Here is a 15,092-nt window from a genome sequence, read left to right as displayed (position 1 = left end):
TCATGCAATTATACGAAAGTCAAGAAATCAAAGTATATAATTCCCTAACCGGAAAAAAAGAAGTTTTTAAACCCATAAACGAAGGCCACATAGGCATGTACGTTTGTGGACCAACCGTGTACAGTAATGTACATTTAGGAAACTGCCGAACTTTCATGTCTTTTGATATGATTTTTAGATACTTTAGACATCTTGGCTACAAAGTTAGATACGTACGTAATATTACAGATGCAGGTCATTTGGTAGATGATGCGGAAGATGGAGAAGATAAAATTGCGAAAAAAGCACGATTAGAAAAGTTGGAACCTATGGAAGTAGTACAGCGCTACACTGTAGATTTCCATAATATTTTAGAGAAATTTAATTTCTTACCTCCCAGTATAGAACCTACAGCAACTGGTCATATAATAGAGCAGATTGAAATTATTAAGGACATTCTTGAAAAAGGATTTGCTTATGAAACCAATGGCTCTGTATATTTTGATGTTGCCAAGTTTAACCAAGAACATGAATACGGTAAACTTAGTGGTCGTAAGCTTGAAGACATGATTGCAAATACCCGTGATCTTGCCGCTCAAGACGACAAGCATAATCCGCAAGATTTTGCTTTATGGAAAAAAGCAGAACCACAGCATATTATGCGTTGGCCATCGCCATGGGGCGACGGTTTCCCAGGATGGCATTTAGAATGTACTGCTATGAGTACCAAATACTTGGGCGAAACATTTGATATTCATGGAGGTGGAATGGACTTAAAATTTCCACACCACGAATGTGAAATTGCACAAGCAGAAGCTTGCAATGGTCAAAGCCCCGTAAACTATTGGTTACATGCCAATATGCTGACCTTGAACGGTAGAAAAATGGCAAAATCTACGGGTAATAGTATTTTACCAGGAGAAATATTTTCAGGTGAAAATGAAATTTTAAGTAAGCCTTTCTCGCCTTCAATGGTTCGTTTCTTTATGATGCAGGCACACTATACCAGCATTTTAGATATGAGTAATGATGCCTTATTGGCATCTGAAAAAGGGTTCAATAAGTTGATGGAAGCTATCAATTCCCTTAAATCATTAAATACTGGCAAGACTACCGATTTTGATATTACGGCTTGGAAAGCATCTTGTTATGCTGCCATGAACGATGATTTTAATTCACCTATACTAATTGCGAAATTATTTGATGCCGTTAAACATATTAATCTTATTAAGGAAGGCACTGAATCTATTACCGCAGAAGATAAACTAGAATTAGAAAGCACTATACATGGTTTTGTTTTTGATGTTTTAGGTTTAGAAAACAAAAGTAGTTCTGATGCCGATACAGAAAAATTAGGTGGTGTTGTAGAACTATTGATCGAATTGCGTAAATCAGCTAGAGAAAACAAAGATTTTGCTACATCTGATCAAATACGTGATCAATTGGCGGCACTAGGTATTCAATTAAAAGACGGTAAAGAAGGTACTACGTATAGCCTTTAATCTAAATATTTAGATTTGTGAATTTTAGACTGGTATTCACCAGGCGCTAGGTGTTGCCTAGTTTTAAAGACCCTGTTAAAGTAAGACCTGCTCTCAAATCCGCAATCTAGATAGACATCTTTAATACTTCGCTTTGGATCTTGCAATAAACCCACAGCTAGTTTTATACGCTCGTTATTTATAAACTCTACCGGAGAAATACCTAATTCTAGCTTAAAGGTCCTGTAAAAATGTGAAGGACTCATACATGCTAACCTACTTAGATCATCTACACTTAAAGACTTGTGTACATTATCTCTAATGTAGCGTATAACTTCAGTAAGTCTACTTTCTTTTTTAATGGACAAAGTTGCGTTACTGTATATTTTACGCTCATTAGTCTGTAAAATTCTAATGATAAGCTCACGTAACATGTTATCTACAAATATGTCTTTGGATGGATGATCTTCAGAAAACAAAAACAAGAGACGCTGAATAATTTGAAATATTCCCCTATCATTCACAAAATGAAAATTATAGTCCATTAAACCCCATGCCTCTTTATTACTCTTGGGCATATTCTCATTCATGAACTGTAATACCTTGTTTATTTTATCTTCTGAAATAGCCATTGCCAAACATCTAGTTGGGTTCTTTGCCATAGCTTCGGGGAAATCTATACACATTCCTTCATTTGCAGGTAAAACTAAAGACTCTCCCGGCAAAAAATCAAATGACTCATAATCTCTTAGGTGCATAATTTTCTTTCCCTGTATCATACTAGCTAATACAGGTTGCTCAAATTGCAATAATACACTAGCTGCCTGCTCATGTGTTTCAAAAACATGCATAGCGGCATTGTTCATAGTATAAGAGGTTTGGTTCTCGACCAAAGTCTCTAAACGCCTTCCATTAAAGAAATTATCTGATAAATGAATCACACTAATTTTGATTTAATTTTAAGGAAATTACAAAATTATATACTTAAAAAAATCATAAAATGAATTTTTGATAGAATAGTTCACATTATTCGTAGTATCCTTCAGATGAATTGAATATGTGAGAAGTACATTTAGAATATCGTATTGGCACTATGAATACGACAAGACTTCTATTATTAACTTAAATCATATATTATGAGCACAACAGCAGCAGTAGAAAAAGATGTACTTCAGAAACCTAAATTTAAAAACCAGTATGAAAATTTTATTGGCGGCAAATGGGTTGCACCAAGTAAGGGTGAATATTTTGACAACATCTCTCCCGTAGATGGAAAGTCATTTACAAAAATACCAAGATCAACAGCAGAAGATATTGAAAAGGCAATTGACGCCGCTTGGGAGGCAGCACCATCATGGAACTCTTCATCAGCAACCGAAAGAAGTAATATGCTTCTAAAAATTGCAGATAAAATAGAGCAAAACTTAGAAGTTCTTGCCAGAGCAGAAACATGGGACAACGGTAAAGCCATTCGTGAAACTATGGCTGCAGATTTACCATTGGCAGTTGACCATTTTAGATATTTTGCCGGAGTCATTAGAGCAGAAGAAGGGTCTGTCAGTGAATTGGATTCTAATACGGTGGCACTAAATGTTACAGAACCACTAGGTGTCGTCGGTCAAATTATACCATGGAATTTCCCATTATTAATGGCTACTTGGAAATTGGCTCCAGCATTGGCTGCCGGTAACTGTGTAGTTTTAAAACCTGCCGAACAAACCCCTGTTGCAATTTTAATTTTAATGGAAATCATTGAAGGTATTTTACCTGACGGTGTATTAAACATTGTAAACGGATTTGGTGCAGAAGCAGGTAAACCATTAGCCTCTAGTCCAAGAATTGATAAAATTGCCTTTACCGGTGAAACTACCACAGGGCAATTGATTATGCAATACGCATCTAAAAATATTACTCCGGTTACCTTAGAGTTAGGTGGTAAATCTCCAAATGTATTTTTTGAAAGTATTATGGATGCTGATGATGAATTCTTTGATAAATGTTTAGAAGGCGCCAATATGTTTGCCTTAAACCAAGGTGAAGTTTGCACATGCCCATCTAGAATGTTAGTACAAGAAAGCATTTATGACAAGTTTATAGAACGAGTAATAGAGCGTACCAAAGCCATTAAAATGGGGCATCCTTTAGACCCAAACACAATGATGGGCGCTCAAGCTTCCAACGATCAGTTCGAGAAAATCCTTAGCTATATAGAAATAGGTAAAGAAGAAGGTTGCGAGGTACTTACTGGCGGTTCTCAAGCGTATAACGAAGGTTTAGAAGGTGGTTACTATGTTGAACCGACTATCTTAAAAGGGAATAATAAAATGCGAGTTTTCCAAGAAGAGATTTTTGGACCTGTACTTTGTGTGACCACTTTTAAAGATGAAGCAGAAGCTATAGAAATTGCAAATGATACTCTTTATGGTCTAGGTGCAGGCGTTTGGACACGTGACACCCACCAAGCCTATCAAATATCAAGAGCGATAAAAGCCGGTAGAGTTTGGGTCAACTGCTATCATTTATATCCTGCACATGCTCCTTTCGGTGGGTATAAAAAGTCAGGTATTGGTAGAGAGAACCATAAAATGATGTTGGCACATTACCGTCAGACCAAAAACATGCTTATCTCTTACGATAAGAAAAAAATGGGCTTCTTTTAAAAACCAATTTATGATGAAAACAAAAAGAGTATTAGTAACCGAAAAAGCGGCTGAAATAATTGCTCAGTTAAAAGAAAGGCATGGCGAACTTATGTTTCACCAAAGTGGTGGCTGTTGTGATGGTTCATCTCCCATGTGTTTTGAAAAAGGAGATTTAATGCTTGATGATAACGATGTTTGGTTGGGCACCATAGAAGGTTGCGATTTTCATATGTCTAGAGATCAGTTTGAATATTGGAAACACACGCAACTAACGGTTGATGTTGTCCCTGGCATTGGTTCTAGTTTTTCATTGGAAATTCCGTTAGGGCTTCGATTTTTAATCAAATCTAGATTATACTCTGCAGAAGAAGCTGAACATCTAGACCCCATAAGAATAGGCGCCTAAACCGAAACCATTTCATTTTCAGAAGTCCGGATGCAACTCATCCGGACTTCTTATTTTACACAGTTAGTTGATTTGTAGTAAATTTGTATTATCAATTTGTCATCGTGAAAATCTCATTAAAAAAAATTCTTATTGCTCCCTTGGTATTTCTAGTCCGGTTTTACCAAGTAGCTATTTCCCCATATACACCAGCAACATGTAGATACTCCCCTACTTGCTCTCAGTATACACTTGAAGCATTAAAAAAACATGGTTTATTCAAAGGCGGATGGATGGCAACCAAACGAATTTTTAGCTGTAACCCTTGGGGCGGAAAAGGATATGACCCAGTTCCTTGATTAAGCTTCAAACGCAAATTCAAACACAAAGTCCAATTTCAAGTCAAAAAAAGCTAACTAAAGTTAAAAGTTCAGTAGGTCAAGACTCTGACATAGTCAAATAACCAAGTATTTCTTTAATCTAACATCTATTTTCTCTACTCTCTTTTCTATTCTCTTTATTCTTCTCAATATAAACTTAACGCTCTTTTAACCTAGAACAAAACCGATTTCCACAATCTAAAGCCTAGGTAGATTTCTATTTTATTATCTTAGCCTTTCAAAATTCAACACATGCATTTCTTAGGAATTACTTGGAATCCGAATGAGACACTTTTCAACATCGGATTCATACAAATTAAGTATTACAATCTTCTTTGGATTACCGCCTTTGCATTAGGTTGGTTTATCATGAAAAAGATATTCCTAAATGAGAAAAAATCCGTAGAACAATTAGATTCGCTATTTATCTACACGGTTCTAAGTACAATGCTAGGTGCAAGATTGGGGCATGTATTCTTTTATGACTGGGCATACTATTCCAATCATCTTATAGAGATTTTAATTCCTGTTCGCGAAAGTGATACAGGCAGTTTATTATTTGGCTTAATAGATGGTTATGAGTTTACAGGCTTTGCCGGTTTAGCCAGTCACGGAGCTACTATTGGTATCATAATCGGTACGTATATGTACACTAGAAAATACCCGGAATTTAAAATGCTTTGGATATTTGACAGAATGGCTATACCAGTGGCAATTGGTTGTTTCTGCGTACGTCTAGGTAACTTTTTCAATTCTGAAATCAATGGGAAAGTGGTAGATGAAAACTTCATATTCGCCACAAAATTCATTCGAGATTCAGACGACTTACATCCTTCAAAAGCGTTAGGCATTACACAAGAAAAAACATTGAATGCGGCTTATGCAGCAATAGAAAACAACCCACAGTTTTCACAGTATTTAGCTGAGATACCATACCGTCATCCGGCACAATTGTATGAAGGCATAGGCTACCTGTTCATATTCATTCTTTTATATTTCCTATACTGGAAAACCGACAAGAAGAATAAACCAGGTTATTTGTTCGGCTTGTTCTTTGTATTACTTTGGACGGTTCGTTTCTTTGCAGAATTCGTAAAGAAAAGTCAAGGTGGCTTTGAAGAATCTTTAGGTTTACTTTCAACTGGGCAATGGTTGAGTATTCCTTTTATTCTAATTGGATTATACTTCATGTTTAAAAAAACTAAAACTGCATAGTATTGAAAACGATATATAAAAGTTCGGTTATTTTAATGGTTGTTGCACTACTAGCTTTTTCTTGTAAAGAAGAACCAAAGAAGACTATTTCCACGCAAAGTATAGATTTCACTCATGAAGGAGATATAACCATTTTTTTAAATGCAAGTGATACCGTAAAAACCAAATTCAATATTGAGTTTGCAGAAACGGATTACGAAACCCAAACGGGACTTATGTACCGCAAGGGAATGGATGATAACCAGGGTATGCTATTTATTTTCCCTGACCAAAGAATGCATTCTTTTTACATGAAGAATACAGAGTTTCCTCTAGATATTATTTATATAAAAGATGATTTAAAAATTGCTAGTTTTCAAGAAAATGCCCAGCCACTTAATGAGACCGGTTTATCTTCACAGGTTCCTATCAAATATGTTCTTGAAATTAACGGTGGTCTAGCGCAAGAATTAGGGCTATCTATTGGTGACAGCATTAGCTTTAGCAGAAAGTAATTACCGCTTCTAATATTTTATTACGAAATAATGCCAGAATATGTATTATTCAATGAAGAATCTGAACGCTTACTTTTTAAAGAAGTACAACCATCAGATTTTCAAAATTGGCTTCCTTTTCATGAAGAACCTTTAAGTACCCAATATTGGTCAGGTTTACCAACCGATCCTATTGTGGCATGCCAACAACAATTTGACAGAATATTTGAGCGCTATAATGAAAACTTAGGTGGCATGAACGCTTTATTCTTAAAAGACACCAATACACTAGTAGGTCTTTGTGGAATACTTATACAAGAAGTAGATGGTAAAAAAGAGTTTGAAATAGGTTATTCCATTCTCCCAAAATATTGGCGACAAGGCTTTGCCTTTGAAGCTGCCAAAAAGTGTAAAGAAATAGCTTTTCAAAAAGGATGGACCAAAAGTTTAATTTCAATCATACAAGTTGATAATATTCCCTCGCAAAAAACAGCTATAAAAAATGGGATGTTTTTAGATTTTACTACTTCCTATCAAATAACAAAGTTCATATTTTTAGAATAAACGCATAAATGAGTCATTGGGTAATATATTTAGATAACAATTCTAACAAGAAAGGCTTCATTAAAGACTTTCAACATGGTAACATACCTGTAGCGCTTCAAGAATTCAAACCTAAAAACGGCCGGTTATTTTCTGCTTTCACATTAGATAAACTTATTGACGAAGAAGATAAACATGATGAAAAGATTATCAGTTCTGAGCATCAAGCGCTAGAAACTATGTCTAGCGGAGAGCAAAAAAGAGCGTTACTATATTACTTACTAAACGAAAAACCAGATTATATAATTCTTGATAATCCTTTTGATAATTTAGACATTGCTTTTCAAGAAGAATTAAAATCAATACTAAAACAACATTCAACAGAAATTGCATTTATTCAATTAGCGAGCAGAAAAGAAGACACCCTTTCTTTTATCAATCATTTTGGCAGCCTTAAAAAAAATGAATTTACAGTATTAGAGAAATCGGCATTGGATGAGAATATAAATAGCCACACATTCAATGCTATAAATATACCTGCATCAATCACACCTTTTACCAACCTAGATAATATTTTGATTGATTTTAAAAATGTAAGTATCTCTTATGGCGAGAAGCAAATATTGAACGATATCAACTGGACAGTAAAGAAGGGTGATTTCTGGCAACTTTCAGGTGCGAACGGTAGCGGAAAATCTACCATGCTTTCCATGATATTTGGTGATAATCCAAAAGCATACGGTCAAGAAATATATTTATTCGGAAATAAAAAAGGTAGTGGAGAAAGTGTTTGGGACATTAAAAAGAAAATAGGGTATTACGCACCCGCAATGACACTTAAATTTAATGGCAGGCATTCTATAGAACATATGCTCATTTCTGGTTTAACGGATTCCATAGGGCTCTACACCATACCTACAGAGCTACAAAAAAGAATAATTGATCAATGGTTGACCCTTTTAGAATTACAAGATCAAAAAAAGCGATATTTCAATACATTATCTACTGGGCAACAACGTTTGGTAATGACTGCGCGAGCCATGGTCAAAAGACCCCCAATTTTAATATTGGACGAACCAACAGCAGATATGGATGATGAGTCCGCCAGTTTATTGGTTGCCTTGGTCAACAAGTTTGCCGATGAAACCGATACCGCTATTATTTTCGTTTCGCATAGAAAAGAAAAAGGTCTAAAACCGAAACGAACTTTAGACCTTATACCCAGTAAAAATGGTTCATCTGGTATTATAAAATAAAAAGAAACCTTCCCTAACAAAAAAAGGCCGCTCATTTCTGAGCGGCCTTTTTACCTGAGTTAGTTATAAATTTATTCTACTTCAGCACTAGGCTTAGCGTCACCAGAAGTAATTTTCTTGCTCAATGCATCAAACATTACAGGAGTTGCAATAAATACAGATGAATATGTACCTACAAGCACACCAACGATCATTGCAAACATGAATCCTCTTAACGATTCACCACCGAAAATGAAGATTGCCAATAATACCACTAATGTTGTTAATGATGTATTCAATGTTCTACTTAACGTACTATTGATAGCGTAGTTAATATTAGAACCACCTTTCCAGCCACGTTCAGCCAAAGTTTCACGAATACGGTCAAATACTACCACGGTATCATTCAACGAGTAACCAATAACGGTTAGTATCGCCGCAATAAACGCTTGATCGATTTCCATATTAAATGGCATCAGCTTACCGAATATTGAGAATACACCAAGTACAATCAATACATCATGGAATACTGCAGTAACAGCACCCAATGAGAATTGCCATCTTCTAAATCTTAATAAGATATACAAGAACACTACTGCCAATGACCCTAGAATTGCCAAGAAAGCATTGTTTTTAATATCATCGGCAATAGTAGGACCTACTTTTGAAGATTTCATAATACCAAAAGTCTCATCATCTATACCTCCAAGTACAAAAGCATCTTTTGTTATACCATCTGGTAAATACTTTTGAAGCGATGTGTATAATTTATCTTGAATTTCATTATCTACTTCGATACCTTCAACATCCACTTTATAAGGCGTTGTAATCCTTATTTGATTAGATTCACCATAAGTCTTCACATTAGTTCCACTACCGAATACAGTGTTTAATTCCGAAGATATTTCAGAAGGATTAACAGGTTGCTCAAAACGAACCGTGTAAGAACGACCACCGACGAAATCTACACCCTGTTGCAAGCCTGGACCAAAGAACAACGATGCTAGTCCTGCTAGAATTAAAATTCCAGATATTACATAAGCAATTTTTCTTTTCTTCAAGAAATCAACATTGATTCCTTTGAAAAGGTTTTTAGTGATGCCAGTAGAGAAATCCAAGCTTCTACCTTTTCCACTAATATACCAGTCGATTAATAAACGAGTAATGAATATTGCAGTAAATAAAGATGTTATAATACCAATAAGTAAGGTAGTTGCGAAACCTTTAATAGGACCAGATCCAAAAATAAATAAGATAACCGCAGTTAAACCGGTTGTAATGTTCGCATCTAAAATAGAAGACAATGCATTACCAAAACCATCAGCTACAGCTTGGCTCTTACCCTTACCTTTTGCCAATTCTTCTTTGATACGCTCAAAGATCAGTACGTTAGCATCTACAGACATACCAAGTGTTAAAACAATACCGGCAATACCAGGTAATGTCAACACGGCATTTAAGCTAGTTAAGACACCAAATATCAATAAGATGTTCAACATTAAAGCGATATCAGCAAATACACCTGCTTTACCGTAATAACCGATCATCCATAAAAGAACGATTACAAAAGCGATTAAGAAAGACATGAAACCACTATCAATAGCTTCTTGACCTAATGAAGGACCAACAATTTCCGATTGAATGATTTCTGCAGAAGCTGGAAGTTTACCAGCTCTAAGTACGTTAGAGATATCTTTAGTTTCGTTTACTGTAAAGTCACCCGTAATTTCTGAACGACCACCAGAAATAGGACCAGAAGAAACACCAGGAGCAGTATATACTTTATTATCTAAAACAATTGCTATACCAGTCTGATTGGTGTAAGCATCTCCGGTTAATTTTTCCCATTCTTTAGCACCTTTCGTATTCATGGTCATAGAAACAGCAGGCTTACTGAACTGATCAAAATCCGCTCTAGCATCACTTACAACATCACCACTAATTCTTGGCGTTCCTTCGCGATTAGATTTTAACGCGTATAAATCGATAACTTCAGTTTCTTCTGTAGATGGTCTTTCCCATACAAATTTTGTAAACTGAATATCAGCAGGTAATAATCTTCTTATTTCCGGCATTCTTAAGTAAGAACCAATAGTTGCCGTATCCTTAATAGCAGCACGGAACATTGCATTTGATCCTGGGTTAGCAGGAATCAATAATTCGTATAAAGGATTTACCTGTGTAGCTAAATCTAAAGAATCAGCAGAAACATCAGATAATAAAGAATCTAATTCAGACTCTTCTTTAACTTGTTCTGGTTGCTTAACCTCAACAATCGTTTTTAATTTCTCATTCGCCTGAATTAAAAACGTACTAAAGCTTGTATTACTTTGCTTGTACGTTTCCCAAAACTCTAATTGAGCAGTACTAGATAAAAGATCTTGTGCACGAGCGATATCTCTAGCACCTGGCAATTCAACCAAAATACGACCAGAATTACCTTCTCTTTGAATGTTTGGCTGTGTTACCCCAAAACCATCGATACGTTCTCTTAATACTTCAAAAGCAGAAACGATAGATTCATCTATTTTTCTACGGATGATTGGCTTAACCTCATCATCAGACATTTGAAAGTTGATTTCATCACTAAGACCTTTGTTAGCGAAAATATCAGGCGAAGCTAATTTAGTATCACCTTTGATGTTATCGAAAGCTTCAAAAAACAAATCGATATACGTATCATCACTATTACTAGAAGCAGCATCCGCGTCTGCTAATGCTTTATTAAATACCGGGCTCTTTGTATTATTAGCTAATCCTTTAAGGATATCCTTAATAGAAATCTGTAATGTAACGTTGATACCACCTTTAAGGTCAAGACCTTTATTAAGTTCTTTCTTTTTAGCTTCATTGTAATTGGTATACCCAAACACAGGGTTATTACCAATAGAGTCAAGATAGCTAGCAGCTACTTCTTCTCTTTTGGCCACATAGCCATCTTCTGCCTCAGAAACTCGGCTTGCAGCGAAGGTAGTCGCTTCTTTTTCTACTTTACTGGTTACGAAAGTATAGGATAGCTGGTAAATACTAACTAACCCAAATAATAAAGCAAACAGCTTTATAAGTCCTTTGTTTTGCATTTTAATAGTTTATTTAATTTATGTTGATTAAGATTATATGTATGTCTAAAAAAAGGGTAAACAACTTCTACGTAGAAGTTATTACGCTCTTTAGTACTAGTATATGTTATCGGAAATTAGCTATTTCCACATGTGTAAGGTCCTGCCCTTACTTCTGGAATTATTTGTGAAGTATTATCTGTTGCAATTGCAATAGTTCTATTAATCTTATAAGCCGTAGCTACAAGAACATCTTGCTCTAATTCTACAGCACTACTAAACGGCAATAATACCGGGTTAGTCATTTTTTTAGAATCCTGCTTTTGAACTGCAACTAGAGTAGCATTCAAAGTAACACTGCTATCTCCTTGCTGATGCAGATCAGATACTACTAAATTATATGTTTCAGGTAGTTGTTCTTTTGGGTAGTCTGAAGGAAATTCTTCTTCATTGGTTGTTAGCGGGTGATTTTCTTCAGAAAGAAACTCTTTAACACTAAGGGCATCAACATCACTATAATAACGAATACTTAATTGAGCACCGTCATTTTCTATAATTTCAACACCATCAACACCTAGAACTTCTAGTTTCTTGGTAATTACCGCTAAAATCTCATCATGGGCAGATTCCGAAGCTAATTCTACATCTGCAAATTGTAGTACAATTTGCTGATTAGAAGCTTTAGTTTGCTCTTGACTTAGCCCTAACAAGGCTAGAATAATAAATAGAGTACTTACGCACCATTTTGCATTCATGCGGCAAATATAAAAAGAAAGATTATTCTAGGTAGTATATTTTTTACAATATATAATACCAATGCTTACCTATTAATACAAACAAAGCCCTTATAGTTAGACTATAAAGGCTTTGTTTTATGTTTAAGAGTATATAAACTACAACTCTAAAAGACCATTGGTTTTAGTAACACCAGCAGCACTTTCTTGCATTTTCGCTTTTTCAGCATCGCTTAATGGAATGTCAACGATTTTTTCAATACCGTTTTTTCCTAAGATTACAGGTACACCTATACAGATATCGTTTAAACCATATTCTCCTTCCAACATTGTAGAACAAGGGAACATTTTCTTTTGATCACACGCAATAGCTTGAACCAAAGCAGAAACTGCAGCTCCTGGCGCATACCATGCACTTGTACCTAACAAACCTGTTAAAGTAGCACCACCAACTTTAGTATCGGCAGCAACTTGCTCTAATCTTTCATCAGATAAAAATTCAGATACACGAATACTGTTTCTAGTTGCATGAGAAGTTAAAGGTACCATACCTTTATCACTATGACCACCTATTACCATACCGTCAATATCAGAAATAGGAGCTTCCATAGCCTCTGCTAAACGATACTTAAAACGAGCGCTATCCAAAGCACCGCCCATACCTATAATTCTATTTTTAGGTAAGCCAGTAGTTTTGTGTACCAAATATGTCATAGTATCCATAGGGTTACTTACTACGATAATGATAACGTTTGGAGAATGCTCCAATAAACTGCTAGAAACCGTTTTTACGATACCAGCATTAATACCGATCAATTCTTCTCTGGTCATACCTGGCTTTCTTGGAATACCAGAAGTAATTACTGCAATATCGCTATCTGCTGTTTTAGCGTAATCATTTGTACTACCTGTTATCTTTGTATCAAATGCGTTTAAAGAGGCCGTTTGCATTAAATCCATCGCTTTACCTTCAGCATAACCTTCCTTAATGTCCAAAATAACCACTTCTGATGCAAAATCTTTAATGGCAATGTACTCTGCACAACTAGCACCTACCGCACCAGCACCTACAACTGTAACTTTCATTTATTTCTATTTTATGAATTATTATATATAAAATGGAATGTCCACTTTATGTCTATTGAATTTTCGTTCCAAAAATAGGTATTTATTGACGAATTATGCTATGGAGCAGTTGATTTAATTGGGCTCAAAAGCATCGACAAAATGCATATTTTGTTAAAAAATTTTGCGCTTTAACGAAGAAATCGTCAAAAAGCGACCGTACATCGAATTAAAGTAATATCCCAAAATTAGTCACGTTAATTACTGTGGATCCCAAATCCAAAATTAAATTAACCTACTTATGACTAAGAAGTTCCTCTCTTTGTTGGCGATATGCGCCATAGTATTTCTTGCGAACTGTTCTCGGATAGAAGAAAACAATGACCCTATTATAGGGTTATGGTCTCAATCAGAACTAATTGTAAGTGAAAGTTCCTCAAAACAAACAATTCGTAAAGAATGGATTTTTAACGATGTCTATTTAGGTAGATATCAAGAAATTGACGGTTCTACAATTACCCTAAAAACAGATTTCAACTGGTCCAAACAAGACGATATTTATACTGTAGAGTATAAAGGTCTAGACGGCAAACCCAACAATGTAATTACCATTAAAGCAACTGATGAAGGTTCATATCTTCAAAAGAAAGATGGTGCTACATTGGCAATAAGGGAATAAACGATTTTAACAGGGCCATGGGAAAAAGGCTGTCCGGAGGGATCTGGGCAGTCTTTTTTATACCCATTGTTGTTCTAAAAACAGCTTTTAACAAGTATTACCTACGCTTATTTAAAGCACAAAAAAAGGTCCGACGGAATTAGAGATAATTCCTATCGGACCTTTTTAAATTTAAAACTTGTCTTTATCTAAAACCGAAGTTAACACCAAACGTTGCAGTATTAAACTCTCCTAAATTATATTCTGCATTCAACCTAAAGAAACCTAATTTTAGTTTAGTACCTAAGGTACCGGTTACACCATTTACCTTTTTGGTAATTGAAAAAGGGTCTTCATATGTATCTGATGCAAATGGACCGCTTGTAACTCTATATGTTCCCAGTACATCTGTCACAGATTTACCGGTAATATAATTTACACCACCATAGAAATTAATGATAGGCAATTTTGTTGAAACCACCGCACCAAAAGCCCAGCTACTGATTTCAGCTTCTATTCGCTGATTTTCACCATCTACTAAATTGGCATTGGCCAAGTCATAATCTCCACTAATATTTGTATATCCTATAACAGCGGAAATAGCTACAGGTAGAATTTTATCTGCTGGTAATAATTTTGTGAAGTCATGTTGAATACCTACACCGAACAATCCTATAGATGCATCTTCATATTCTATTTTAGGAAGGAATCTTGCCTTTATTTCTGTTCCTTTGATCAGCCCTACACTTCCTTGCAAATATCCTGAAGGGATAAAATCGATATCTTCTCCTGCTAGTCCTGATGGTAGTTCAAAAGTCTCACGAACAGTTACCCCTAATACTTCACCTTCTACGAATACCTCTGTTCCAGAAATATCACCTAATGCAGTTGAAACTTCTCTTGCAACACCTGGGTTATCCACAAAATCCAAATTCTGATAATTGGTTGGATCTAGAATAAATGTCCTTTTATCTTCTTTATTCTTAAAACCGGTAATGTTACCTATAATTGAAATTTCAAATCCGCCTAAGGGTTTTGCATCGGCAGTATTATACCAACCTGTTGACATGCTGTACACCACACTTTCCGATAATGGAGACATGTAATCCGTAGTAAACCTTTCCGCATCTTCAACTCCGGCTGAAAGCACATTATTGAAATCTGCTTGAGCAGTCGCCGTTAAGCATGTTCCAACAAAAATGCAAGTAAGTAGATTTTTCATATTTCTAATTTTATCTAAAAC

Annotated in this window: 14 protein-coding genes; 9 read left to right on the top strand and 5 right to left on the bottom strand. The window is 35.4% G+C overall.

The genetic code is table 11. The features are described 5' to 3' along the window. Window positions 1-2 precede the first annotated feature (2 nt). Window positions 3-1,481, top strand: coding sequence for a cysteine--tRNA ligase (gene cysS, locus UH1x_RS13475; RefSeq protein WP_482622249.1), 1,479 nt, complete (start codon window positions 3-5; stop codon window positions 1,479-1,481). Here cysS and UH1x_RS13470 read toward each other — a convergent pair. Beyond that, window positions 1,478-2,401 (bottom strand): AraC family transcriptional regulator, encoded by a 924-nt coding sequence (locus UH1x_RS13470; RefSeq protein ID WP_482622247.1) that lies wholly within the window; start codon window positions 2,399-2,401, stop codon window positions 1,478-1,480. The two genes, cysS and UH1x_RS13470, sit on opposite strands and share 4 nt — an antisense overlap. Before the next feature lie 195 nt (window positions 2,402-2,596). Between UH1x_RS13470 and exaC the strand changes: the two genes are divergently transcribed. From exaC to UH1x_RS13435, 7 genes are all read left to right on the top strand, one after another. Then, entirely contained in the window at window positions 2,597-4,120 is a 1,524-nt protein-coding gene (exaC, locus tag UH1x_RS13465; protein WP_396631989.1) for an acetaldehyde dehydrogenase ExaC, read from the top strand. Between the two features lie 13 nt (window positions 4,121-4,133). Next, entirely contained in the window at window positions 4,134-4,508 is a 375-nt protein-coding gene (locus tag UH1x_RS13460) for a DUF779 domain-containing protein (RefSeq protein ID WP_036157840.1), read from the top strand. Between the two features lie 104 nt (window positions 4,509-4,612). After that, entirely contained in the window at window positions 4,613-4,846 is a 234-nt protein-coding gene (gene yidD / locus UH1x_RS13455) for a membrane protein insertion efficiency factor YidD (RefSeq protein ID WP_245233005.1), read from the top strand. Between the two features lie 273 nt (window positions 4,847-5,119). Continuing rightward, window positions 5,120-6,082 (top strand): prolipoprotein diacylglyceryl transferase, encoded by a 963-nt coding sequence (gene lgt / locus UH1x_RS13450; RefSeq protein ID WP_482622245.1) that lies wholly within the window; start codon window positions 5,120-5,122, stop codon window positions 6,080-6,082. Window positions 6,083-6,084: 2 nt separating this feature from the next. Continuing rightward, window positions 6,085-6,576 carry a DUF192 domain-containing protein gene (locus UH1x_RS13445; RefSeq protein ID WP_482622243.1) on the top strand — a complete coding sequence of 164 codons (492 nt, stop codon included), beginning with the start codon at window positions 6,085-6,087 and terminating at the stop codon, window positions 6,574-6,576. 30 nt (window positions 6,577-6,606) lie between these two features. Next, window positions 6,607-7,119: a GNAT family N-acetyltransferase gene (locus UH1x_RS13440; protein ID WP_482622241.1), complete on the top strand. Its 513-nt coding sequence runs from the start codon at window positions 6,607-6,609 to the stop codon at window positions 7,117-7,119. Window positions 7,120-7,127: 8 nt separating this feature from the next. Further along, window positions 7,128-8,354 (top strand): ATP-binding cassette domain-containing protein, encoded by a 1,227-nt coding sequence (locus UH1x_RS13435; protein WP_482622239.1) that lies wholly within the window; start codon window positions 7,128-7,130, stop codon window positions 8,352-8,354. 71 nt (window positions 8,355-8,425) lie between these two features. Here UH1x_RS13435 and secDF read toward each other — a convergent pair whose 3' ends face one another. From secDF to UH1x_RS13420, 3 genes are all read right to left on the bottom strand, one after another. Next, on the bottom strand, window positions 8,426-11,413 hold the full coding sequence (gene secDF / locus UH1x_RS13430; protein WP_482622237.1) for a protein translocase subunit SecDF: 2,988 nt from the start codon (window positions 11,411-11,413) through the stop codon (window positions 8,426-8,428). Window positions 11,414-11,529: 116 nt separating this feature from the next. After that, entirely contained in the window at window positions 11,530-12,147 is a 618-nt protein-coding gene (locus UH1x_RS13425) for a hypothetical protein (protein ID WP_482622236.1), read from the bottom strand. Between the two features lie 138 nt (window positions 12,148-12,285). Then, window positions 12,286-13,212 (bottom strand): malate dehydrogenase, encoded by a 927-nt coding sequence (locus UH1x_RS13420; RefSeq protein WP_036152528.1) that lies wholly within the window; start codon window positions 13,210-13,212, stop codon window positions 12,286-12,288. A gap of 280 nt (window positions 13,213-13,492) precedes the next feature. Between UH1x_RS13420 and UH1x_RS13415 the strand changes: the two genes are divergently transcribed. Further along, window positions 13,493-13,870 (top strand): hypothetical protein, encoded by a 378-nt coding sequence (locus UH1x_RS13415; RefSeq protein ID WP_482622234.1) that lies wholly within the window; start codon window positions 13,493-13,495, stop codon window positions 13,868-13,870. A gap of 184 nt (window positions 13,871-14,054) precedes the next feature. Here the strand turns inward: UH1x_RS13415 and UH1x_RS13410 are convergent, their stop codons facing one another. Continuing rightward, a complete protein-coding gene (locus UH1x_RS13410) occupies window positions 14,055-15,071 on the bottom strand; it encodes a DUF6588 family protein (protein ID WP_482622232.1) in 1,017 nt (338 codons plus the stop codon). Between the last annotated feature and the right edge of the window lie 21 nt (window positions 15,072-15,092).

This window comes from Maribacter sp. UH1 (genome assembly GCF_056839145.1).
The sequence above is the reverse complement of the archived record's forward strand: the minus strand, read 5'-3'. Positions and strand labels throughout refer to the sequence as shown.